Annotated in this window: 24 protein-coding genes and 1 pseudogene; 9 read left to right on the plus strand and 16 right to left on the minus strand. The window is 42.6% G+C overall.

The annotated features are described in order from the left end of the window. From NC99_RS20635 to NC99_RS20650, 4 genes and pseudogenes are all read right to left on the minus strand, one after another. Nucleotides 1-287 (minus strand): annotated as a pseudogene (locus tag NC99_RS20635) (hypothetical protein); the annotation flags it as partial. 46 nt (nucleotides 288-333) lie between these two features. Then, complete coding sequence (locus NC99_RS20640; RefSeq protein WP_053188601.1) at nucleotides 334-1,341, minus strand: LacI family DNA-binding transcriptional regulator; 1,008 nt, start codon at nucleotides 1,339-1,341, stop codon at nucleotides 334-336. 396 nt (nucleotides 1,342-1,737) lie between these two features. Further along, a complete protein-coding gene (locus NC99_RS20645; RefSeq protein WP_157625120.1) occupies nucleotides 1,738-1,953 on the minus strand; it encodes a hypothetical protein in 216 nt (71 codons plus the stop codon). A 45-nt stretch (nucleotides 1,954-1,998) separates the two neighbouring features. Continuing rightward, nucleotides 1,999-2,433 (minus strand): DUF6573 family protein, encoded by a 435-nt coding sequence (locus NC99_RS20650; protein WP_053188606.1) that lies wholly within the window; start codon nucleotides 2,431-2,433, stop codon nucleotides 1,999-2,001. A 462-nt stretch (nucleotides 2,434-2,895) separates the two neighbouring features. Between NC99_RS20650 and NC99_RS20660 the strand changes: the two genes are divergently transcribed. Then, entirely contained in the window at nucleotides 2,896-4,359 is a 1,464-nt protein-coding gene (locus NC99_RS20660; RefSeq protein WP_053188612.1) for an RNA-binding domain-containing protein, read from the plus strand. Nucleotides 4,360-4,558: 199 nt separating this feature from the next. Here NC99_RS20660 and NC99_RS20665 read toward each other — a convergent pair whose 3' ends face one another. Further along, a complete protein-coding gene (locus NC99_RS20665; RefSeq protein ID WP_053188670.1) occupies nucleotides 4,559-5,191 on the minus strand; it encodes a plasmid pRiA4b ORF-3 family protein in 633 nt (210 codons plus the stop codon). A 613-nt stretch (nucleotides 5,192-5,804) separates the two neighbouring features. On the opposite strand from NC99_RS20665, the gene NC99_RS20670 reads away from it, so the two are divergent. The 8 genes from NC99_RS20670 (at nucleotide 5,805) to NC99_RS20705 (ending at nucleotide 11,682) form a co-directional block, all read left to right on the plus strand. After that, a complete protein-coding gene (locus NC99_RS20670; protein ID WP_162231272.1) occupies nucleotides 5,805-6,407 on the plus strand; it encodes a TetR/AcrR family transcriptional regulator in 603 nt (200 codons plus the stop codon). 85 nt (nucleotides 6,408-6,492) lie between these two features. Next, nucleotides 6,493-6,894, plus strand: coding sequence for a hypothetical protein (locus NC99_RS20675; protein ID WP_053188618.1), 402 nt, complete (start codon nucleotides 6,493-6,495; stop codon nucleotides 6,892-6,894). 138 nt (nucleotides 6,895-7,032) lie between these two features. Then, on the plus strand, nucleotides 7,033-7,500 hold the full coding sequence (locus NC99_RS20680; protein ID WP_053188623.1) for a nuclear transport factor 2 family protein: 468 nt from the start codon (nucleotides 7,033-7,035) through the stop codon (nucleotides 7,498-7,500). A 29-nt stretch (nucleotides 7,501-7,529) separates the two neighbouring features. Beyond that, entirely contained in the window at nucleotides 7,530-8,273 is a 744-nt protein-coding gene (locus tag NC99_RS20685) for a PKD domain-containing protein (protein ID WP_053188625.1), read from the plus strand. 23 nt (nucleotides 8,274-8,296) lie between these two features. After that, the gene (locus NC99_RS20690) at nucleotides 8,297-8,671 is read left to right on the plus strand and encodes a VOC family protein (RefSeq protein ID WP_053188627.1); all 375 of its coding nucleotides are present in this window, start codon (nucleotides 8,297-8,299) and stop codon (nucleotides 8,669-8,671) included. Nucleotides 8,672-8,862: 191 nt separating this feature from the next. Beyond that, nucleotides 8,863-9,948 carry an alpha/beta fold hydrolase gene (locus NC99_RS20695; RefSeq protein WP_193392010.1) on the plus strand — a complete coding sequence of 362 codons (1,086 nt, stop codon included), beginning with the start codon at nucleotides 8,863-8,865 and terminating at the stop codon, nucleotides 9,946-9,948. A 12-nt stretch (nucleotides 9,949-9,960) separates the two neighbouring features. After that, complete coding sequence (locus NC99_RS20700; RefSeq protein WP_053188633.1) at nucleotides 9,961-11,046, plus strand: alpha/beta fold hydrolase; 1,086 nt, start codon at nucleotides 9,961-9,963, stop codon at nucleotides 11,044-11,046. Between the two features lie 93 nt (nucleotides 11,047-11,139). Continuing rightward, complete coding sequence (locus NC99_RS20705) at nucleotides 11,140-11,682, plus strand: DUF4943 family protein (protein ID WP_053188637.1); 543 nt, start codon at nucleotides 11,140-11,142, stop codon at nucleotides 11,680-11,682. A gap of 158 nt (nucleotides 11,683-11,840) precedes the next feature. Here NC99_RS20705 and NC99_RS20710 read toward each other — a convergent pair whose 3' ends face one another. The 11 genes from NC99_RS20710 to NC99_RS20760 form a co-directional block, all read right to left on the minus strand. After that, nucleotides 11,841-15,062: a type I restriction endonuclease subunit R gene (locus NC99_RS20710; RefSeq protein WP_053188640.1), complete on the minus strand. Its 3,222-nt coding sequence runs from the start codon at nucleotides 15,060-15,062 to the stop codon at nucleotides 11,841-11,843. Nucleotides 15,063-15,072: 10 nt separating this feature from the next. Further along, entirely contained in the window at nucleotides 15,073-15,711 is a 639-nt protein-coding gene (locus tag NC99_RS20715; RefSeq protein ID WP_053188643.1) for a hypothetical protein, read from the minus strand. Continuing rightward, nucleotides 15,699-16,487 (minus strand): hypothetical protein, encoded by a 789-nt coding sequence (locus NC99_RS20720; RefSeq protein ID WP_053188646.1) that lies wholly within the window; start codon nucleotides 16,485-16,487, stop codon nucleotides 15,699-15,701. The genes NC99_RS20715 and NC99_RS20720 overlap by 13 nt, the downstream gene beginning before the upstream one ends. Nucleotides 16,488-16,626: 139 nt before the next feature. Beyond that, a complete protein-coding gene (locus tag NC99_RS20725; RefSeq protein WP_053188650.1) occupies nucleotides 16,627-17,139 on the minus strand; it encodes a hypothetical protein in 513 nt (170 codons plus the stop codon). Further along, nucleotides 17,117-18,361, minus strand: coding sequence for a restriction endonuclease subunit S (locus tag NC99_RS20730; protein ID WP_053188653.1), 1,245 nt, complete (start codon nucleotides 18,359-18,361; stop codon nucleotides 17,117-17,119). The genes NC99_RS20725 and NC99_RS20730 overlap by 23 nt, the downstream gene beginning before the upstream one ends. Further along, nucleotides 18,358-19,020 carry an ATP-binding protein gene (locus NC99_RS20735; protein WP_162231273.1) on the minus strand — a complete coding sequence of 221 codons (663 nt, stop codon included), beginning with the start codon at nucleotides 19,018-19,020 and terminating at the stop codon, nucleotides 18,358-18,360. Before NC99_RS20735 ends, NC99_RS20730 begins: the two co-directional genes overlap by 4 nt. 1 nt (nucleotide 19,021) lies before the next feature. Next, nucleotides 19,022-19,852: a KilA-N domain-containing protein gene (locus NC99_RS20740; RefSeq protein ID WP_053188658.1), complete on the minus strand. Its 831-nt coding sequence runs from the start codon at nucleotides 19,850-19,852 to the stop codon at nucleotides 19,022-19,024. 103 nt (nucleotides 19,853-19,955) lie between these two features. Next, nucleotides 19,956-21,494, minus strand: a complete 1,539-nt coding sequence (locus tag NC99_RS20745; RefSeq protein WP_053188660.1) for a class I SAM-dependent DNA methyltransferase — start codon at nucleotides 21,492-21,494, stop codon at nucleotides 19,956-19,958. 8 nt (nucleotides 21,495-21,502) lie between these two features. Next, entirely contained in the window at nucleotides 21,503-21,787 is a 285-nt protein-coding gene (locus NC99_RS20750; protein WP_053188662.1) for a helix-turn-helix domain-containing protein, read from the minus strand. Between the two features lie 524 nt (nucleotides 21,788-22,311). After that, nucleotides 22,312-23,847 (minus strand): sulfatase family protein, encoded by a 1,536-nt coding sequence (locus NC99_RS20755; protein ID WP_053188665.1) that lies wholly within the window; start codon nucleotides 23,845-23,847, stop codon nucleotides 22,312-22,314. 354 nt (nucleotides 23,848-24,201) lie between these two features. Further along, on the minus strand, nucleotides 24,202-24,742 hold a 541-nt coding region (locus NC99_RS20760; protein ID WP_157625122.1), incomplete at its 5' end, for a sulfatase/phosphatase domain-containing protein.

The raw sequence follows: 24,742 nt of genomic DNA on the forward strand, positions 1-24,742 counted from the left end.
GTTTCACCCGGCTTGATAATAATGAACGGGTTCACTTTCCAGCCTTGTCCCAAATCGCGGGCGGCATGACTCGCATTGGCCACATTGCGCTGGTCGCCATCGGACGGTTTAGCCATCCCGCCCTTGCCTTTTTCTCCGGTGAAATTCTCCGGGCTTATCGAGCGGGTTTCCGCGTCCGACAAACGATACAAGTTACCCATATTCATGTCCAGGCCATTGAAGGCACTCTGGGCAAAAACCTCAAAGGAAAATAGGCAGATCAAAAATAAGAAACTTAGCTTTTTCATAATTTATAAATTTAAACTTAAACGATTAAGCAACTTGGCGAAAATATCATCCACAAGATGCTCTTGTAATTAATTTTGACGCCATTTGTATGTGTTGATTTTCCGTATTTCCTTTCATCTCATCGAGCAAAATCCGAACTGATTCACGTCCCATCTGCTCCAGGGGTTGTTTAATGTAGGTTAGCGGAGAATCGAAAAAATCAAACGCTTCATTCCCATCAAAACCAATCAAAGCAAGTTCTTCTGGAACTTTTTTCTGATTAGTTTTCACAGCATAAAGACCGGCAAGCGACAAGGCATTTGTCGCAAAAATCAACGCATCGCTGATCAAGTGAGTCAACATTTCTCCAATGATTTTCTCCATTTCCTGACGTGGCAGATTATATGCAATCTTTTTTATGCGAATTTCCTTTTCAAGTTGGTGATCAATCATCGCCTCTTTGTAACCGCGAATCCTTTCAGACATGTGGATAAGGGAATTTTCATATGCAACCATGCCAATTCGCCGGTGCCCTTTCTCAACCAAATGAGTAACGGCATCATACACCGCAGTGAAGTTATCGAGCACAACATAGCTGGTATTTAGCTGCGGCAAATAGCGGTCAATCAGCACCAAGGGGACCTCCCTGTTTATTAATGCGTTGATTTGACTCTTGCAACCTTCGGAAGGAGCGATAATAAACCCATCCACCTGGCGGTTTACGAACGTATCGATCAACGCTTCCGATTTCACACAATCTTCATCGGAACTACCAAAAATAACGGTGTAGTTATGCTTGATCGCCTCATCTTCAACAATACGGGCGAGCTGTCCGAAAAACGGGTTGGCAATATCGGCTACAATCAGACCAATGGTATTAGTCGATCCTTTGCGTAAACTTCGTGCGATTTGGTTGGGCATGTAATTCAGTTCGCGGGCGGCATCCTTGATCTTTTTGGCAACTTCAACGCCAACGCGTTTCTCTTTTTCCAGGCCATTCAGCACATAAGAAACGGTAGCTGTGGATACGCCTACTTTGGTGGCAATGTCTTTTAGCGAAACCTTCTTGCTCATTCGTAGATATCTTTAGATTTTTGCTCGATTTCAATTAATCGATTAAGCAAATGTAAGCTTAATCGATTAATTGAAAAACAAACTTGATCATGTTTTACAGCATAAACGATGGAGCCAAAGAGTCTTAAGGCAACATTAGGGTCGATACGAATAAGAGAGAATAAAAGGACAAGCCTGACGCATAAAAAGCCTCGAATACAATATCTCTTTTCAGCTTTTGTCCGCAAACGGATACCATGATGATATTGACGCTTATATTGGAAAGTATATTATTGAGTGCTTTAAAGATAAGGAAAGAACAGATGTTATCAATTGTTGTGATACTCCACAAACCCATCTCTTTGAAAAATCCAAGTGAACGAACAAAAAAGGAGCACTCGGCTCCTGCGTCTCAACCTAAAAAGGATTTCCCTTTCCGGCATAGGCATGTTCGTCTGCCGCAGCCGAAAGAAAACTTCGGAATTCCGGTTCTCCGCAATCGGAACACAGCAGCGTGCGGGTTCGTGGCCAGTAATAGGCTACAGCACCACGTGGCAATCGAACCTGGCACTTTTCGCAGTAACTTGGATAACGCACGGCAATTTGTCTTGGATCATCTTTGTATCTCATCATCAATACCTCCTATCATTTTATTCTGACAACAAACGTCAGAATGGATTAATCTTCAAATGGTTTCATAATGAAAATTGCAGGCGATGGATCATCGAAATCCTGAGCGGTAACCAAGGCTTTCAGAGTAACTTCGCGCAACAGTCGGTTCGACCTTTCCGCCACTTTTTCGTTGTGCTCCCAATTATCGGTGTTCGGCAAATGTACCCGAAGCTTAAAAAGCAAGTGGGAAGAAGTTTCCTTCCGGCCGAAAAAGGCAAACATGAACAGTACATCCCATAAGCGGCCCGACTGATCCTGATGACCTTCCATTCCTTCTGGAACTTCAACATATTTGTCCCAAACTGCACGGGTTAGGTATACCGGATAACGAATCCCAGCTTCCTGGGAAATCTTTTGATCAACTTGAATCAGATACCCGTCATCAACTGCTTGCTTTGTAGAGTAAACTGAAATTGGTTTTAAACTTTTGAAATCATTCATAATAGATCGCTGCTGCCTTACAGACTTTTTATGGCATCTGGCACGCCGTTAAACTTAAATTTTTGGCGTACTGGCATTGAAGCTGTCCCGGATGAGGTCAATGGGGTGGATGTCAGGTTTTCCGTGCGGAGGAAATGCGTGGTTTGGAAAGGGAAAAGCTGAACACATCCGAAGGACGGTTGCCACGAAAAGCAACCGCCCCTTTACCGTTCCGGGAAACGAAATAACTTTGGCAAAAATTTGAGTGGAAACGGAAATCACCTGAAAAAAGCAGGATCGATCTGATGAGCGGATAACAGCCCTTGACCGTTTCTGCCGAGCAGGTGAATTTGCCGGGAATTGGGAATGGATAACCCACAACCATGGATAATTGCTAAAATCCTAATTCAAGTAAAAATCAAGACGCATTAATAAAGCAATCATTAACTTTGAAGGCAACAACTTTAAACCGAATTCAAAAAAATGAGCGTTATAGGGCTAAGCAAAGAAAAAGTACAGGCTATGCTGGTTGACCTAGAATCAGAACAGATTGAACGGACTATTTCTACAACCGACACCGCAAAGTTTGCCCAGGCTATATGTGCTTTCTCAAATGACCTATCCAATAAAGCCAAAAGTGGCTACTTATTTATTGGTGTATATGATGATGGCACTTTGTCAGGCTTAAAAGCCAGTGACCGTTTGCTTCAGTCTTTGGGGGGATTACGTTCCGATGGCAATATCCTCCCCCAGCCTATTCTGTCCGTGTCTGTATTTTCGTTTGCAAAAGGAGATGTAATCGTTCTTGAAATACAACCTTCACCTTTCCCCCCGGTAAGGTACAAGGGAAAAACATGGATCAGGGTGGGGCCTCGTAAAGCCGTGGCGAACGACATGGAAGAACGCATCCTGATTGAACGAAGGGCCTCCAACGTCAGTACTTTTGATGTCCGTCCTTCACTTGGCCTTGGGGCGGATAGCATCAACAAGAAATTATTCACAGAAACTTATTTGCCACAGGCTATTGACAATGACCTGCTTGCAGATGATCACAGGGAACTGACCGAAAAACTGGCCAGTCTCCGTTTCTTCAGTCCAAATTATAGCGTGATAACCAACGCGGGTCTGTTGCTTTTTGGAAATGAAGTCGAAAGATATATTCCCGGTGCTTACATTCAATACGTCAAATTTGATGGGTTAACTGAAGCTGACGATCCCATTAATGAAAAAAAGTTTTCGGGCAATCTCGTCCATATTTTATCCGAACTGGACTCCTTTCTTGAGTATGCCATTATCCAGCAAAAGCCTGTTCCTGTTACCGCGCTAAAAGAGAAAAGACAGTTCAATTTTCCCAAATGGGCTATCCGCGAACTACTTATGAACAGTGTCATGCACAGGGATTATGAATCGAATGCCCCAGTTAAATTTTATCAATATAAAAACCGGATTGAGGTAATCAATCCAGGCGGGTTGTACGGAAATGCCCGGCCTGAAAATTTTCCAACTGTCAATGATTACCGGAACCCTGTCATAGCAGAAGCCATGAAAGTTTTAGGCTTTGTAAACCGGTTTAACCGGGGAATTGCCAGGGTAAAAAAGGAACTTGCGGACAATGGGAACCCTGACGCAGTATTCGATTATAAAAAGATTGGTGTGTTTGGGGTTACTGCTTATGACGCTTTATACCAAAGCCTGAAAACACTCAAAGCTGAAACTGGAAAGTTTTCGATAACCCCAGGGGAAGCAACCTTTAGCTTATCGATGAAGAATCCTGAAAAAGTCTTGATGTTAATTGAGGAGGATGAGCATATTACGATTCCTGAAATGGCAGATAAGATTGGAATCTCAGTTAAAGGCGTTGAGAAAATAATTTCCATACTTAAAAATGAAGGTCGGATTGAACGAGTGGGATCCAGGAAAACCGGCTATTGGACAGTTAAAAAGTAGGGGATAAAGTAGGGGATAAAGTAGGGGATAAAATCTGTCACAAAAAATCAACATCAGCGGGACAATAGTCTTTGGAGAACTAAAGAAAATGACCAGTATAGACCCAGGGCTGTTTCTACCGTGCAGGGAAAATTGGCAAGGAAATAGAAATGGACAACGCATGTCAGGGCGACAACACTTCAAAGTTGCGCGAGTCCGTTTATTTCTCCAGAAAAGCATGAACCCATCGCTTATACGGATCGTCAAATTTGATCTCGCCTGGATTAAACTTTTCAGGATTCCAATCCTCCCCCAGCCAGACTTTCATTTCGTCGTGCTCCTCATGCTCCGGGTTAGCTAAGACTGTCAATACATTTTCATAACCGGGAACTCCTCCGCAATCCTCAGGTGGGCATGCCCTTTCCCCACCGATACATATCGGATACTTGATTTTGGGGTTTCGGTACAGATAGCCTTCGAGCATGACGGTATGAAGCCAACCATCGCCATAGTCATATTCATAGGTGGCCTGAATACCGAGATCGTTATAGTGATCGGTTGCCAGGATCTCCCAACCGGGAAAAACCTCAGGCAAATCGCCCAATCCTGAAAAATCAGGAATACCTATCCGCGCCACTTTCCTTTTCCCTTTCCCTTTTATTTCGAAATGGTGCAGGTGGTAATCCAGCCAGCCCAAAGCATCCTGGATAGCGACGTGCAGATCCCAGAAATTGTAATTGGCCGGAACCTGGATTCGTCGCCAAATACGCGGAGAGATGCCCTGTATTTCAACCAGAAACTGTAGCACCTGGGTTTTGGAGCCACCGGAATCCGGCGCCTTGAGATAGTTCATTGTGTATCCAAGTTCTGTAAAATTTTTATCAAATTGGCTTGCCATAAATTGTTGATGAATTTGACTTCTGAAGAATTGGGTATCAGCGTGTTTAATGCCACGCAAAAATAGCAAAAGATAATCAAGAATTGCTATTGTCAGCGTTGAAAAGGCGCCTCGTTTATCGGCTCGAAGGCTGGATTTCCTCTCGGGTTTTTGATGATGTTTTATTCACAGCTGATTTGAATTTCGGTCGCGATGTATTGGGAGTGCGCCATCCAGAGTTTTTGCCGTTCCACATTGAGCTGTCCCGGATGAGGTCAACGGGGTGCATGTCAATCCGATGTGATCGGAATGAACGCATCCGAAAGATTCCGATGCCACGCCCCCCCCTTTACCGTTGCGGGAAGCGATCAATAACCTTGGCGGAAATTTGAGTAAAGATGAGAAGTTAATCGCTGAATTCCCCTTGCCTGTAATGAAATAGTGTATCATCTAGAGATGATTAAAGACTAAATCGCAGCAAAGTTTGAAACTTTGCCTGGGCGGGAAGTGTCACATCATGAAGAAAAAATCAAAATAATTTGGCAGAGTTGGAAAAATGAATTTATTTTGCAAACCAAACGGTCGGTTTATGAAACACACGAAAGAACATATTTTAAAGGAGGCTTTTTCATTGTTTATGCAGAAAAGCTTTAAAGAAGTTACAATGAAAGACATTGTAGAGAAAACAGGAATGTCAAAAGGGGCTTTCTATCATTATTTCCCGAGCAAAGAAGCAGTATTCAAAGAAGTTGTGGACGCTTATTTTCTTGCAGGATTAGACACTTATTTTGATAATATTCCAAAAGATAATCTCCGAAATTTCATCAATCTTTACCTTCAGAACCTGGTTGATTTAATTGATTCAATGAAAATCAACTTTGGACTGAAAGACAGCAAACAAGGTATAACATATTACAGCATGTCGTTTGATATATTAAGGATGTTTCCGGAATATGAAGAATTTACAGCAGGACAATACAAGATGGAACTGACCAAATGGGAAGAAGTAATTGCAAATGCTCGAAGAAATGGAGAAATCGAAACATCGATGAGTGATTCACAACTGGGAAAACTGTTTGTGGTTATTAATGACGGGCTTGCCGTTAAGCTTATCTTGCAAGGGCGTATTGACGATTTAGCCGGAGAAATGTTCACCCTTTTTAATGCTGTTTACAACATGGTAAAAGCCTAAAAAATTGCTTAATAAACCGACCAAGCGGTCTGTTTAATTCGCGGGTAAAACATCGCAAATTTGCAACCAATAAAAAAAAAGAAGCATGAATTACTTTCAGATTTTGGGTGTCGGTTTCGGAATTGTAGCTCTTCTCAAACCATTTTACATGCATGTGCTTCCTTGGGACGAAAATAAGTTTATTGCAGAAACTTACACTGAAGAAAGACCCAATTGGATATTACCAATAGCAATTATGGGTCTGGTGCTGGTTTGTTATACATGGTACAAGGAGCTCACCACAGAGATTCGATACTCATTGATTATTACTATCATGTTCTCACTTACGGCGATAAAAGCAGTATTTTTTATATTCGATTACAGTAAATTTCAAAAATGGGTGGCGGGATTGCTCATCAAAAACAAAGGGAAGAATGTCGTAATCGTGGATGTTTTCGCCGGAATTTTTGGACTTGTCTTGATCGCTGCATCATTTTTTTTATTGTGAATCATATATTCTTCATTAACAATTCAGTTTCTAATACTTATAATTTATATATACAATTTCAACACGCTATAAGCCCAATCTCAGGTCATTGAAAAACATAAAACAATACTTCTATTTAATCTTAATATTTCGAATGCTATGAATACAAAAACAATCTTTATCAGCTTATTGCTTCCGTTTCTTTTTTTTAAGTCGTTTGCTCAAAGTGCAATCGACAGTCTTGCCATTGAAAACACCTGCCGCAATTACATTGAAGGTTGGAAGGAAGGTGACCTTGAAAAAATTTCTGCAGCCGTCTCACCCGAACTTGTTAAGCGCACTGTGATGGTCGACGGTGAAAGTAAATCCTACACTTCAGGGATGAGCTATTCCCTTTTTAGAACATTTTCCCGAACAAGCAGAAATGGAATTCAAATGCAGGATTTTCTTCCTGAAGAGGAGTTTAGTTATGAAGTGTTGATTTATGATATTATGGGTGATTTTGCCGTTGCTAAAACGATTGTTCCCAAATATGGATTTTTCGATTACTGTCAACTGGCTAAGTTTGATGGAGAGTGGAAAATCTTTAACATCCTTTGGGGCTGGATGCCGCAACAACAACTTTAAAGAAGCATTCATGATCATATTTAACCGCAATGAGAAAATTTTTATTACTCTTATTAGCCTGCATAGGTTTATTCAGCTGCGCAAAGGATGAAGTACCAGCGCTATTTCCGGTTGCCCAATTCGAAACAGAAGAAACTTATTATGACGACGGTGATGTCATCCAGTTTATTAATACAAGTGAAAAAGCAAGTTACTATTTATGGTCATTCGGACACACTAAATTTTCAAATGAACCAAATCCGGAATATACTATTGACCTAAAAGATTTTCTGGGCTATAAATTTACTGCTGAACTTAATGCGTATTCTGCCGATGGTCTGAAAGAAAGCTGTTCGAAGGATTTCATCATCAGCAAACGAATCCTTTTAGACTTGCATATCCTGCGAATGGAAGAGTCGTTGGCAGAATCAATTGCAACTCCTAGCGAACAACAATCAAATTTGATAGTATACATGGGGCCAGTTAACGAACCGTTTGAATGGATAGTACCTGAACAAACACTACCTCCATTAAAATTGAATATAGAATCAGGATATCCACAAAAACTGTATGTAATGAGAACTTGGCCAAGAGTTGCAATGAATAATGAGTGGTGGTTTATTCGTCTCTCTATTCAGCCTGAAGAAGAGGATGCCGATCATAGGATGCTGATCAAAGAATTCAGATTTAATCCATGCAAAACCGATTTTGTCATGAATGAAGACGACATACGCCAATTTGTGATTGAAGACGAGGAAATGGCCATTGCCATTGATTTTCTGTATATTAACTAATGTTTTAATTCTAATCTAACAAAATGTCACAACTAGAAAGATCCGATGACGAGTTACCATGGGCTATCCAAAAAGGTTGGCGTTTCCATCATATCGGTATACCAACAGTTGAAAAAAGGATAAGTGAAAAATATTTACCTAAACTGAAGTTTTACACTTCCGGATTTGAACAAAGTCCATTTGGCATTGAATGGATGCGCTTCGAAAAAGACTGCCCGTTGCCTGAGTTGGTGAAAATTGTACCACATGTGGCATTTGAAGTGGATGACCTGGATACAGAACTGGAACAGAACAATTTTAAGATACTGACTCTGCCAAATGCTCCAAGCGGTGGTGTTCGTGTCGCCATGATTGAGCATAACGGCGCACCGGTCGAATTAATAGAATTCTTAAAATGAATTATGGGGATTTGTTTTTTGGTTTGTGATCTTTTCTACTGTTTCGTCGCAAATATTTCATATGCCGAATGATCAGGGAAAATTATTAAGTATTTGATGACTAAGGATGAAAAGCATGGACTAAATACCGCCAATAGGTTTAGATTGTAACGTATTATTGAAGTTGTATTCTTAAATGAATGTTTCTTAGAATGAAAATATTAAGATTGCTTTTACTGGTAGGCGTATTTTTTGCAACTTCCAGCCAAATAGAAATGGGCATGAGAAATTTTATCGATGAGGAATTGATGGTTGCAGTTTCCTCGTCAAAACTTTATGTTCGCATGCGCGGAAATCCTGAAGGAGATTTGATAGTGAATCTGCATGGTGGTCCGGGTGGTTATTCCGGTATTGACATTAAATTGATGGGGCCAAAGCTGGAAGACCAGTTTCTGATCGCCTACCTCGATCAGAGGGGATGTGGAAAATCTCCTGCATGCACCGATAAATCGTTGCTCACCTTTAAGCAGTACCTGGAGGATTTAGATTTTGTGATTGATTCGCTGCGTAACCGATATAAAAAAGATCAAGTGAACCTTATGGGAACTTCATGGGGTGGTATGTATGGCTTTTTGTATTTGCTCGAAGGCAGCAAGAAGGTTAATGCTTTTGCTTGCATCGATGGGAAGGTCAATAGTTACTATCAGAATACTTTTCTTTTAAATTATCAATCAGAAAAAATAAGTGAGCTTCTGAATGGAAATATATCTAGTGATAAGAGAACAGAACTGGAAAAAATAGCAGCAGAACTGGAACGTATTAAACAAAGCCCATCTGCCAGCTTTTATAAAGATGTTAACTGGATGCTACATGAAGTATCGCCTAAGCTTGGCTTCAATGCCTACTTTGCTGATACATCTAATATTATTTCCCTTGACGATGTACTTCAGGATACAGCGTTGCTAAATTTGATGAGGTACACCAAAGATGAATTCATGGAAATTGGGAAAAAGGCTGAATTTGTTAATCAAGCTTTCCTTGATGGTCCCGAGTACAATGACATCAATATTGAAAAGGATTTGTCTTCTATAAACGTCCCCACTGCTGTAATTCAGGGAGAATTCGATTATGTAGTAGGAACCGGGCATGCAATCCTGATCTATAATGCACTTATCGGCTTGTTGAATGATAAAAAGGAGTTGCATATTCTACCAGACACCGGCCACTGTCCTGCCATCGAGTCCCCGGATGTTTTAGCTAACATATTGGTTCATTTTTTCAAAGAACATTCATCATAACTTATTTTCAAAATGAAAAATTTCGCATTTTTCTTAGTCACAAATCTGCTATTTGCATCGGTGTGTCATTCAACAAACAACACAAAACAAAGTATCGATGAAGAGCTTAGAATTCCAGTTCCTTCATCTGAACTTTACGTCAGGATACGCGGCAATGCTGACGGAGCCTTGATTGTGAATCTGCATGGTGGCCCGGGTGGTTATTCCGGGATCGATATCCATTTAATGGGGCCTGGACTGGAAGACAGGTTTCTGGTTGCATACCTTGACCAGCGGGGATGTGGAAAATCAAAAGACTGCAATGAGACAACCATGCTGACAGTAGAACAGTATGTTCAAGATTTGGATATCGTAATTGACGCTCTGCTAAATCAATTCAATAAAGAAGCAGTGAATTTAATAGGAACATCATGGGGCGGCATGTATGGTTTTCTCTATTTGTTACACGATCAGAGCAAAGTTAATGCCTTCGCCTGTGTTGATGGAAAAGTGAACAGCCACTATCAAAATCATTCCCTAATTGATTATGAACTGAATCTTATTGCAAAACTACTGGAAGATGAACTTTCGGCAGATCGTAGAAATGAACTACAAGAAATCAGGGGTGAATTATCGAGGATTCAGGACAGTGATTTTGAACAGTTTCACACCGATGTTAACCGGATGAAACATGAGTTTCCTTCAAAGTTGGGCTTTAATGCCTATTTTGCCGATACTTCAAAAATAATTTCCTTGAATGATGTTTTAAGAGATTCCGCTTTAATGGCGCTGATGAATTATACCGAAAAAGAATATCTGCAGGTAGGGAAGAAAGCTGAAATAGTGAACGAAGCATTTCGTAATACACCTTCATACAACAACATGAACATCGAGGAAGAACTGAAAAAAATTTCTGTTCCTGTTGCAGTAATTCAGGGCGAAAAAGATTTTGTAGTTGGAATTGACCACGCTCGTTTGATATACAATGCTTTGAAAAATCTTAAAGAATATGAAAAGGAACTACATATTCTGCCTCACACGGGACACTGTCCAGCTATTGAAAATCCAGAGCAATTATCAACTATTCTATTCAATTTTTTTGAAAAGCGATCTTTATAACCACATCTCAGACATGAATCTTTAGTCGTAAGTTTGAAAAAAAAAGACGCAGCCAATTTGTCTGAAATTACATCTTACAGAAAAAACACAATTATGAAAAATCTGATCATCTTCGGTGCTCTAACCCTTTTTTGCATGAGTTGTGAAAAAGAAGATTCTAATTTTGGCAATCCTGATGTTGAGCAGTTTGTACAGCAAATTAAGGATGGGACATACAACAAATATGAATTTGGGAAAAATGGTGAAACGCTTTGGACGACAATGCCAAGCTTTGGAAATGAACACATTGATTTACTGTTAGACTTTGCAAATGATACCTCACAAATCTGTCCTTGCGACCATTTTCCGATTAATCCAATTTCATCGGTACCGCCATATCGGAAAAATGACGACCAAGTATGCATTATGGTTGGCGAGTATCTTTTATGGTGTATTGAAGGAGTTATAGAAGGCAAAACCTATGCTTCATTGACACCGATTCTTAGAAAGAATGGAAGTCATTTTGAAGCTGAAAGGCTGAGTGGAAAAGAAATCTTGCAAGTGAGAAAAATATATCTTGAGTGGTGGGAAGAATATAGCAACTCAAGCAATTTTAAAAGACTGCCTTTAGATGAAACTGCCTACAGATGGAGATAAAAAAAAGAATCCACATACATTCAGTTGAATAGCAAGAGATTACCTCCGAACACCCTTGAAGTTGATCCTGAAGCGGAACTTCACTACCCCAAACCATTTAAATCTACTGAGTCTTGCACCACTTTACCAGGAAATAAGTCAATATAACTGATTGATTTTCACACACTCCAAAACTCAGCCAAAGCCTCCGCCTGCTGGAGTACAATTTCGGTGGCCAGTTTTTGCATGTCGGGTGGGTAGCCGTATTGGCGCAGGGTACGTTTTACGATCACCTTCAGCTTCTTTTTCACCGATTCCTTTACGGTCCAGTCGATGGTGGCACTTGCCCTCACCCGCTCTACAAGCACCCTTGCCAGTTTGAGCAGCGTCTCGTCGCCCAGCATATCTTTGGCGCTTTGGTTGTTGGCGACGGCGTCATAAAAAGCCAGCTCATCCCGCGACAGTCCCATCTTTTCGCCCCGTTTGTCGGCTTCTTTGATCTCCTTGGCCAGATCAATCATTTCCTGAATAATCTCGGCAGCGGTGATTAAATTATTTTGGTAACGCTTGATCGACGATTCCAGCATTTCCATCAGGCTGCGGCTTTGCACAACGTTGTGTTTGGCCCGGATCTTTATTTCATCATTCAGCAGTTTTTTAAGCACTTCCAAAGCCAGGTTCTTGTGCTTCATGTCACGCATCTCTTCCAGAAACTCATCATCGAGCACCGACAACTCGGGTTTCCGGATTCCCGCCGCATCGAAAATATCAATGACCTGCTCCGAAACGATGGCCTGATCAACCACTTGTTTGATGGCCGTTTCAATTTCGTAATCGCTTTTTCCACCATTTTGGGAACTGCCGGAATCAAATTTCATCAGGCGTGCTTTCACCGCCTGAAAGAATGCGATCTCATCCTTAACGTCCATCGCCTCCTCGTGGGGCAAAGCAATCGCAAAAGCCTTCGAAAGCGCCGTCACTTCACGCACATATCGGTTTTTGCCATCTTTCAGACTGAGAATATATTCAACTCCCGAAAGAATGATTTCCAGCTTTTGTTTGACTGTCGCGTCAAAATATTCCTCGTAGGCGAACCCCTTGCCATAAGGTATTTTGGGGTCGGCGGCCATCATCAATTCCGGTTCACGCAGGCTTGTTTTTTCCGAAAACATCTGGGCCACCACTTCGAGCTTCTCCAGCATCAGCTGAACGGCTTCTTCCTGTGTTTTGGCAGGATCTCCCTTGCCGCCACTTTCTGCGTAAAAGGACAGGGCTTTCTTTAAGTCGGAAGCAATTCCCAGATAATCGACCACCAAACCGCCCGGCTTATCTTTATAAACACGGTTCACCCGGGCAATGGCCTGCATCAGGTTATGGCCTTTCATCGGCTTGTCGATGTACAGCGTGTGGAGGCTGGGTGCATCGAATCCGGTGAGCCACATATCCCTAACAATCACCAGTTTTAAGGCATCGGAGTCGTCTTTCATGCGGTCGGCCAGTGTCCGGCGTTGATCTTTGGTGGTGTGGTGTTTCATCATTTCCGGGCCATCAGATGAAGCCGCGGTCATCACCACTTTGATCACTCCCTGGTCCAAATTATCGCCATGCCAATGTGGGCGGATGTTGGTGATTTCATTGTAGAGATCAACGGCGATCTGGCGGCTCATGGTCACAATCATCGCTTTGCCTTCAAGTCCGCTATTGGTTCGTTCTTCGTAGTGAAAAACAATGTCTTCGGCGATTTTCTTCAGGCGGGCCGGGCTGCCAACAATGGCTTCCACCTTGGTCCATTTGGCCTTGGCTTTTTGGGTATCGGTCAGCTCATCGCTTGCCAGTTCCTCGTCCAGCTCCTCAATCAGTTGTTTGCCTTCTTCCGAAAGGTTGATTTTCACCAGGCGGCTGTCGTAGTAAATAGGAACCGTTGCCCCGTCTTCAACGGCCTGGGCAATGTCGTAAATATCGACATAGTGACCAAAAACTGCCGGGGTGTTGACATCGGTGGATTCTACCGGTGTGCCGGTAAATCCCAGGTAAGTGGCATTGGGCAGGGCATCGCGCATGTATTTGGCAAAGCCATACACCAAACGGTGGCCAACTACTACTCCTTTTTCATTTTTTACTTCCACACTTTTTGGCTTAAATCCGTATTGGGTGCGGTGGGCTTCATCGGCCAACACCACAATGTTGGTGCGGTCCGACAACTGTTCGTAAATATTGGTTCCATCTTCGGGCTGAAACTTCTGGATGGTGGCGAATACGATTCCGCCGGATGCCACTTTCAGCAGCTCTTTCAAATGTTGCCGGCTGTTGGCTTGCACCGGAACCTGGCGAAGCAATTGTTTCGACGAAGCAAAGGTGTCGAATAGCTGGTCATCCAGGTCGTTCCGGTCGGTAATGACCACAACGGTTGGGTTGTTGAGCTGAAGCACCAGCTTGCCACTGAAAAACAGCATCGACAGCGACTTGCCGCTGCCCTGGGTGTGCCACACCACACCGCCTTTTCGGTCGCCGTTGGCCGACGAGGCTTTTTGAACCGATTCGATGGCTTTGTTTACCGCGTAATATTGGTGATAAGCCGCCACTTTCTTTACGGTTTGAATCGTTGCGATTCCTTTGGCGTCCACATGCTTTGACTCTTCAAAAACAATAAAATGACGAATATAATCCAGCAAGGTTTCCGTATTGATCAGCCCTTTAATCAGCACTTCCAGTTGGCTGTTGAGTGGCGAGGCTTCGGTCATGCCATCGCTGGTTTTCCAGGCCAAGTAACGCGAGAAACCCGCAGACAAGGAACCGGCTTTGGCATCGGCACCATCGGACAGCACACAAAAGGTGTTGTAGGTAAACAGCGTCGGGATGGTGTCCTTGTAAGTTTGAATTTGCTTGTAGGCTGAATGCAGGGTGGCATTTTCGTCCACCGCATTTTTTAGTTCAAAAATGACCAGGGGCAAGCCGTTGACAAACAGGATCAGATCGGGGCGTTTGTTATTGTTGTTTTCGATGATGGTAAACTGGTTGACCACCAGGAAATCGTTTTGAGCGGGATTTTCGAAATTGACCAACTGCACCCGGTCGCCACGTTGAATGCCATTTTTGCGATATTCCACCGAAACCCCCTCGGTAAGCAGCTCATGAAACCGGAGGTTGTTGACCATGAGATCGGGCGAAGCAACACGCTCCACAATTTTTATGGCTTCCTGCTGTGCGTCAAACGGAATATCCGGATTGTTGCGGGCAATGGCCTCCTGCAAACGCCCTTTTAACACGACATCGCCAAAGGAATTCCGCTCCGGGTGTGCGCCGTCGGGAGCGATGATTGCACCATTCAGGTATTTCCAACCCAGGTTTTCGAGCTCCTCAATGGCCCATAGTTCGATGTCGTTTTCGGTTAGTTTGGTCATATCAACTATTCTAAATCTTGCCTATCGACACTTTCTCTTCTGACTCCTTTATTGCAATCCCGCTGCGCAAACAGAAACTGCAGAAGTCATCAATTTGCTTCAATGTTGACTGCTCGTCTACAAAGAGAGAAAGATCGTATGCTTTTGCGCAAATCCTTTTATCGTCCACCTCATAGACATAGCTATCCTCCTTGCTGGTGAGGAATTTATTGGGATTAGAAAATATGTCGGGGTTCCAAACGTTGTAGCCTAAGACAACAATGAGGCGTGTCTTTGAATTTTCCGGGTTATTAAATTTTTCTACATCAATACGACTTTTCGTTTTCGATTCTTGATCAAAAAATCCGGTGTCACTTTGAATAACAATCGACAGAGCCAACTCCTTATGGTTAATTTTGGCTTTTCCCATATAAAATTCGTACAAATACATATTTAGCCAGTCCCAGGCCCATAAGTTTAACTTTCCACGCCCATTGCCAGGACTTGGGCTCGAAAACTTTGGGTAGCCACCACTGTAGGCAAAGCCAAGGTGGTCACCAACAAATTGGACTAAATCGAGGACACGTTTTTGATAGTGATAAAGCAAGCGATACGCTTTACGCACATCAACCAAGGCTGTGGAGAGTTCGTGTTGTTTTAGAGGTTCCATTTTTGTATGATATTAGTGCTTGTTGTGCCTGATATTGCATAATTGGAAAGCATATTCAGGAACTTGATTTTATTTCTTCGAATGAAAATACTACTCAGCGTGGACCCGTCGCTAAAAATATGGTAAGCATGGATAGGTAGACTATCAAACCAAAGTCCGGTAGCATAACCATGTAGTCGAAATACATCAGTCAAATCAGTAAACACCTGAAGAATAGCATCGTTTGAATTCAGCAACCCTTCCGATTCATATAGCTGGCGATGGCAAAGTTGAATATGTTCCAGTAAACGTTTCCATCTACACATTACGATATGAACTCCATTCTCGACTTGTGTTTCCTCCGAGAATAAACCTCCTAAAGCAAGGTAGTAGAGTTCCTTTTCTTCAGAATATTCATTTCGGTAAGCCTGAATTTGATTAATCCATTGCTCTCGATATTGCTGATTATGATCCGAACGTTTTGCTTCGACAATCAGGTCGAAATCGCTAAATCGAATAAAAACATCAGGCTCTATAAAATTGACATTTGTCGTCTGCTTAGCGTCCCAATGTGGCCAAAACTCTTTCGACATCATTTTCCCTGGATTAAGAGGCAATTCATTACCATAACAGGCTCTGGTTAAGATCGACCAAAACAGCTCAGTCGGAAGATAAAAAAGTCGTTCGAAAACAAAAGAAGTCAATGAGTCTTCAGATGTTTTAAACAAGTGTTGCCAATTTATTCCATCGGAAATTACATTTCGACCTGCCTTACCGTGTTTTATGGCGTGCAGCATATTTAACTCCGGTTATCCCTTTTCGTAGAAATCTCACCGGATTTTATTCCTTTCTCGATTGTGTTCGTCGGCCGCTGTGGCTTTACAGGTTTTGGGTGCGGCGTTGAAGCCGGCTTTTTACTTTGTTCGTTGCTCATTTTTATTGGTTTAAGTTTATTAACATAAATGAAAAAACTAAAATTATTGTCAAAATCAGCGCTATTAAAACCAAAGTTTTGGCCACATATAAATCATCCAAACGACTTCGATTTATTTTCATGTTTGCGGAATTTAAACTGGCATAATTCTCGATCAAATATTTCCTGAAGCTTTCGCGCTCGCCCTTTTTTACTTCTTTGTTATATTCTTTGAGCTCGTTTCTATGCTTGTACAACTCTTTCGAATCTGGTAAATAGTTATAATTAAACCCCTTGAAAAGATTGTTATATGATTTTGCTAAATACAGAATGCTTGCCATAAGTAATAAGCCAATGATTACAATCAGTATAAAGTTAAAAGAACAAAAAGAAGTCACAGCTTCTTTGAAGACTAAAATCACTCCACCAGATATTAGCGTAATGATACCAATGGGGATATTGACCTCGTTATTCAATTCAACCTTCCGAATTTGCTCCCGATCAAACAGGCTTTTAAAATACTCTAGTTCGTTCATTGGTATCCTGTGTTTCATTTTTATTTACCCGCAACTCCCCACTCATCAACTTCGGCAACAAGGTGTCCCGCAATTGCGTAAGGGTTTGGATTTCATTTGTATTGTTTGATGATTTTTCAAAGAGCCTGCGTATTACCTTATCAAAGTCTTTTAATATCTCAGGATCAGGCAATAAAAGCTCAAGACTATGTAAGTTTGCCTTATTTACTTTTGGCTGCACCGCCCCGGTAATAATTGAGTCAATATTTACGCTCAACAAGAACAAATAGATGAAATAAAACAAATAAGATTCTTTGCCTTTCAAAATATGAGCGTGATTGTTCACCCAAAATTTGCCTTCAACCAAGAATACTATTGGAGTATTTCGAGAGCGGAGGTTTTCACCGTCTTCCGAGAATAATATATAGGTTCCTTTAAATATGAAATCATCAATATAATCTACTATTCCTGATGCGCCGAAATAAGGGTATATACCTTTCCGATTTGTTCTCTCTTTACTTGACAAAGGAATCCTTTTGTTAGAATAATTGATTACCAATTCACCTAAGTTGCTCAAACTCCACCCCTCCGGAATTTCGCCCAATTCACTTTCAACCATTTTGCCGCCGGAGCTTTTATAGGGCTCGCCATTTTCAGTGGGAAATTCAAATTCGACAAACCAACGCTTAAACAGGGTTTGCGCCAATTCTTCCAGCACTTGGTTTTGCTGGCGAAGGAGGGTGATTTTTTGATCAAGAATAGCCAATGTCCTTCCAATTTCCTTTTGCTCAGCCAACTTTGGAAATGGAAATTGAATATTCTTAAATGTGCCGAGGTTTATATTGTCCTGCACAGAACCTATTGACATACTCTTCAAGCGATTTTGAAATAGAGTTAGTGTATAAAATACAAAATCTAAATCAGCCTTTTCTTCATCAACCAAAAATCCCAACACGCTATCTGGGAAGCAGGCTGGAAAAGAAAGAATTGCAACTTCGGCAATGTTTGCCGCAATTGTTATGCATAAAGTATTCTTTTCCCAAAGTCTGCTTTGCCTTAATCCTTCCTCGGAATATGTTTGCTCAATTGTTGTTATATATTTCTCAGCAGCTGTAATTTGGCCGGTCTGTATGAACGGGTATTCACCTCCATACAAATGAGGGGCCCATCTTGGTCTGTGTTTTGACTTACCCCTTGCCAAGGTTCCAACCTCTTCCAGATACATGTAACGCCACTCACTCATTTCTCACCTTCCTTTCTTACCAAAGTATAGAATGCCAATCCGCGTTTTGTGAGCTTGTACTTTTGCTTAGAGCTTTTAGGCTTTTCAGGAATCGTCCATTCAATTAATCCATCCTCACGCATTTTATTCATTACATTGTACAATTGCCCTGAAATGGATTTTTGACCTAATGCCGTTGATACTTCTTGTGTAGATAAACTTCCTCCTAATAATTGACCAAGTACTTTCCCATAGAGTGACTCTTGCTGCAACTCTTGCTGCAACTCTTGCTGTAACTCCTGCTGCAACTCCTGCTGCAACTCCTGCTGTTCCTTCTCAAGCCCCCGTTCTATCCAGTCTTTGAACTCCTGCTGTAACTCTGGCTGTGTATTTTTATACTCGGGCTGCAACTCAGGCTTTTCGGCATTCAGCTCAGGCTGTTTATCGTCCGCTAATCGTTCGTAATCGTCGGTAATCGGTCGCGGACGAATCAGTTCTACATCAAAAAAATCGTTCTTTTCTTCAATTTTAGGAGTTGGTAACCCCTGTTCCTCACAGGCATTGATAATCCGGTTGATTCCGCTTCCCCATTGTTCAATCAGGCCCAGTTCTTTAAAAATATGGGCTATGACCCGGTTGCGCGCTTCGCTATGCCCGTTAAAAATAGCTTCAATGGTCATGCTATTCATTGTTGCCTCCTCCCAGCTTTTTCAAACTCGAATCCTGAAGTAATATTTTCATTTGATTGATGGCGATTTGGTTGAGCTTTACCAAACGTTCACTTTGGATAAGCCCTTCGGTTATAAACACAGCGTTCAGATTTTCGAGATTGGCCAAACATACCAGCTGGCTAACATTGGCATAATCGCGAATGTTCCCTTTTTCGTCAGGATTTTCGTCACGCCACTGTTTCGCTGTTTTTCCAAACAATGCCATGTTCAGCACATCGGCTTCGTTGGCATACACATAGTTTATTTGTTGCGGTGTAAGGTCTTGCGGAATTAGGTTTTCCTTAATGGCATCAGTATGTATGCGGTAGTTTATTTTAGCCAATTCGCGTCTGGCCGACCAACCGAGCTGTTTTTGTTCTTCTTCTTTAAGTCTTTGAAATTCTTTTACGATATAGAGTTCAAACTCAACAGAAATCCAACTTGCAAATTTAAATGCAATGTCTTTATGAGCGTAAGTTCCACCGTATCTTCCGGCTTTAACAATAAAACCTCTGGCATTTGTTTTGTTAACCCACTTTTGAGGCGAAAGTGTAAAAGCATTTAATCCTGCCTGATTTCTAAACCCCTCGAATTCGAGGGGTTTAAAATCGGGATTGTACAACGTTTCCCAAATGCCTAAAAACTCAATGGTGTTGCGGTTTCGCATCCAGTTTGCAATTACTGCGCTTGCGTCGTCGGTTTTATGCTTTGCAATATCTGTTAATGAGATATAGTCCTGTTCTTTCTCATGGAAAACCGTAATTTCACTTCCCTTTACATTGATTGTTTTACTTTTCTTCATGCCATTTTGGTCATAGTCAATTTCTGTTTTAAATTTGCATTGGCTCCGTTTGAGTTTAGGCCTACGTTCCACGTGGGAGTTTGCTCAAATCGAGCTTTTTTATTTATAATTCAATGCCAATTTTTGCCAGCTGTGTTTTTATTTCCTGATCCAATTCCTGAGCCTGACTCATTTGTTGGCGTAACCGGCTGGTTAGCCCGTCTATTTTTTCCTGGAATGGAATGCCATCGTCCTCCTCATCGGGGATGCCCACATAACGGCCCGGAGTCAATACAAATTTGTGTTTCTGAATATCGGTCAGGCTGGCCGACTTGCAAAACCCTTTTTCATCCTGATAGACTTCTTCGCTATTGAGCCAGTTGTGGTAGGTGTCGGCCACCCGGCTGATGTCTTCGGGGGCAAAAGCCCGGTTCTTACGATCGATCATATAGCCCTGTTCCGAAGCATCGATAAACAGCACTTCTCCACGGCGCTGCTTCTTTCCACGGCGCAAAAACCACAAACAAGCCGGAATTCCGGTGTTAAAAAACAAGGCTTTGGGAAGCATCACAATACATTCCACCAAGTCGTTTTCAACCAGTTTCTGCCGGATAGCCCCTTCGCCACCCGTATTGGAGCTCAAAGAGCCGTTGGCCAGCACAAAGCCGGCATGTCCGCCATCGGGTTTCAGGTGATAAAGGAAGTGTTGCACCCAGGCAAAGTTTGCATTTCCGGCAGGCGGCGCGCCAAATTGCCAACGGGCGTCATCGCGCAACAGCTCACCGCTCCAGTCACTCACATTAAACGGTGGATTGGCAATGATGTAATCGGCTTTCAGGTCTTTATGGGCATTGTTCAGAAACGAACCTTCGGTGTTCCATTTGATGTTGGAGCCATCGATGCCACGAATGGCCAGGTTCATCCGGCACAAACGATAGGTGGTCTGGTTGCTTTCCTGTCCGTAAACAGAAATATCGTCCAGCCGTCCCTGGTGGCTTTCAATAAATTTTTCAGACTGAACGAACATTCCTCCGGAGCCGCAACAAGGGTCATAAACCCGTCCTTTGTATGGCTGAAGCATCTCGACTAAAAGTCGGACAATGCTTTCGGGCGTGTAGAACTGTCCGCCCTTTTGCCCTTCGGCCAAAGCAAACTGACCCAAGAAATATTCATAAACACGCCCCAGTACATCCTGACTTTTTGATTTTTTATCGCCGAGAGCAATGGTTCCAATGGTGTCAATCAATCCACCCAGGGACTGAACATCCAGATTCTGCCGCCCGTAAACTTTGGGCAAAATACCTTTTAAGGTGCTGTTGTCCCGTTCAATGGCGTCCATCGCGTCATCCAGTTCCTTACCGATGGTGGGTTGCTTGGCATGAGACTGAATGGTGCCCCAACGCGCGGAGGGCGGAACGTAAAACACATTTTCGGCGCCATATTCATCCGGATCTTCAGGATCAGCGCCCGCATATTCTCCTTCGCCAGCTTTTAACTTCAGGTAAAGTTCCTCAAAAGCGTCGGAGATATATTTCAAAAAAATTAAACCCAATACGATGTGCTTGTATTCTGCGGCATCAATGTTTTTTCGCAGTTTGTCAGCTGTTTTCCACAGCTTCTGTTCGAGCTTTTCTTCAGCTCCGTTTCCGTTCTTTTTCGCCATATAATATTTTAAAGCTCTTTAATAACTGATTGCAATGCCTCTTTCAGGAAAGGCTGACCGTTAAAATCATGAATTATTTTCCCGGAGATATATTTCATCTGAAGCTTTTTAAAGTTTGCTGATAAAGCCTCAGCCCACGGTTTTATCATTCCAATCATGATTTGTCTTTCGCCTAATTCCATTTTGGATAAGGTACTTGTGTCAACATCAATTGCATGAGCGACCTTTCGTTGTGGAATCTTCTTTTCTTCCCTTAATGCTTTCAAATATGCTCCAAACTCTATGCTTTTCATTAGAAATGTATGTTTAGACAATACTGTCAAATATAACAAAATATGTAGCTTAAATAAGAGTTTTTTTTTTTGAAAACTGAATGTCAATACAGGCTGGTGCCCAACAATACTTCTTGCCTCGTTTTTACTAATGGTGGACACCCACAGCAGTTGTCGAACGAATTGTCACCGACATTGATGCAATCGTTCGTGTTGTTCGATTCCCCGGCTGGCAAAAAACCTCCTCGGGCGAACGCGAGGTTCAGAAATCACTTCGGAAAACACTTTTAAAATATAAGCTACACCGTGATCAAACCTTATTTGATCGGGCCTATGCCTATATTAAGGAGTATTATTAAGCAACATGGCTATGCAGGTATGCATTCATCGCGGGGCAAAGGAAATTGGTGGAACCTGTGAATAGATCGGAATATTACTGTCATTAATCCGGTTAGACAGATCACGAGAAACAACTGAGGTGAGTAGAAATAAAAGCACCACCGTTTCTGGAGATGATGCTTTCATAAAAACTTGAGGCACGGTTCTTATTTCAGCTCCAAAGCCTGTATTTTAGAGTATTCTTTCCCTCGTATCGCAACGAAGGTTTCTTTCATTTCTTCCAGTTTCTCCGGATTCGACTCCGCCATGTTAGTTTGTTGCCCAAGGTCGCTTTTGAGATTGTATAGCTGAAAAACCTTGGAATTGCCCAGCTCAATAGCTACCTGATCGTTTCGTGCAGGTCCTTCGTAGGGCGGGATCATCAGCCAATCGCCTTCACGCAAAGCAGTGCGGCTTGTAGCTTCCAACACCAGCGATTCCCGACCGTTGGTACTTTTCCCCATCAATACGTCCAGCATGTCCTGGCTGTCAGTTGTTGTTTCTTCCCCGCCGATCAAGGAGGCCAGTGAAGCCAGTAAATCCAGCTGACAAACCAAGGCGTCGGAAATCTTAGGTTCAATTGTGCCTTTCCAGTAGGTGATGAACGGAACGCGTGTACCCGCTTCGAACAAACTATACTTACCCCCGCGGAGAGGCCCGGCGGGTTGATGATCACCCAATTTTTCAACCGCGTCATCGTAGTAGCCATCATTCAAAACCGGCCCGTTGTCGCTGGTTAAAATTACCAACGTATTTTCAAGCAAACCTTCCGCCTCCAATGTTTTCAGAAACTCACCAATACACCAGTCGGCTTCAACAATTACATCGCCGCGTGGCCCCATACTCGACGAACCTACAAAACGAGGGTGTGGCGTGCGCGGAACATGCGGCTGCTGCATGGCATAATATAAGAAGAAAGGCTTATCCTTATGGGTCTTCAAATACTCCTGTACTTTCGCCAAAAAATGGTCAGCCATATCTACATCATTCCATTTGGCGGCTTCGCCACCCTTCATAAAACCAATGCGTGGAATGCCATTCACGATACTACTGTTGTGCCCATGATGCCATTTCATCGTCAGCAATTCGGGGTTGTCCTTTCCGGTTGGCTCCCCTTCAAAGTTTTGCTCATAATTCACCTCAATCGGATCATTCGGATCAAGGTTGTCTACATAACCATCTTCAAGATAGACCGTTGGAACACGATCCTGGGTGGCGGCCATGATGTAGGAATAATCAAATCCAACCTCATTTGGCCCGGGGGATACCCGTTGGTTCCAGTCAACAACACCATCGCCCAATCCCAAGTGCCACTTGCCTACAATGGCAGTTTGATAACCATTCTCTTTAAGCATTTTAGGAATGGTCAGCTGATCGGTATCGATAATCAATGGTGCCGTTCCGGGAAGAATGTTTGCCTCTTTGTTTCGCCAAGGATAAACTCCGGTAAGTAAACCGTACCGGCTTGGTGTGCAAGTTGCAGATGTAGCATGCGCATCCGTAAACTTAACCCCCGAATTTGCCAAGGCATCCATGTGGGGTGTCTCTAATCCGGTGGCGCCATAAGCCCCCACATCGCCATAGCCCAAGTCATCGAGGTAAATCACAACAATATTGGGTTTGACTGCCGGTTCTGGTTTTTCACTGGTTGTGCAGGCTGAAACGGCAGCCAGACAAGTGGTTGTTAGTAGTAAGTGTCTCATTATTCGTTTATTTTTTAAAAACTTAAATCAAAACGGTATTTATCAACTATAATCCAAGTCGTTGGTTGCCAAACATCAATTTTCCTCAGAAATCCATGATTGAGGTGTATAAAACGGTCAAAGAAAGCACTCCCACCTCAAAATCAGTAACAAAAATCCTTTACAACACAGGTTATTCAAAACATGATATTGGGCTGCTCTTTCTGTTGACCCCAACCACACAGATAAGCGGATAAGCCCAGGGTTATTAAACATGTTTTTCTTACCATACTATGCAAATCTTTCAATCACAAACAATGAAATTGATTCCATCTTTCTCCTTATCAGAGAGAAAGATGGAATCAAAAAAACAAGCTACTGGTTCCCGCCCTTGCGATATTGTCTTTTGGCCTCGGGATGTGTCGCCAGTATCGCTTTTAATTCCTCGGCAACCTTTTTATTCTTATCATAGATGTTCTTTGTTTCCAGTGGATCATTCAAATAATCGTACAACTCATATCCTTTTTCCTCTTCCGGCTTATTCATGTTGGTCCATTCTACCAGGCGGTAACGATCGGTTCGGATGGCGCGGCCCAAATGTCCCCCTTTGGGAAAGGCATGATAAGCATGATCCCTGATACGTTGGTCGGCTTGCTGCAGAACAGGAACCATGCTTGTTCCATCGATTGGCTGAGGCACGTCGGGTTTTCCCAGTCCAGCCAACTCTGCCAGGGTTGGATAAATATCAACGGTTTCAGCCAGCTGGTCGGTGGCCGTATTTGGTTTGGCAACACCCGGTGCCACCATGATCATGGGAATGGTATTGGCCTGTTCATAGTTGGTATGCTTGGTCCAATAGCCATGATCGCCCAAATGCCAGCCATGATCACCCCAAAGAACGATAATCGTATTCTCA

Source organism: Sunxiuqinia dokdonensis (assembly GCF_001270965.1).
GTDB lineage: Bacteria > Bacteroidota > Bacteroidia > Bacteroidales > Prolixibacteraceae > Sunxiuqinia > Sunxiuqinia dokdonensis.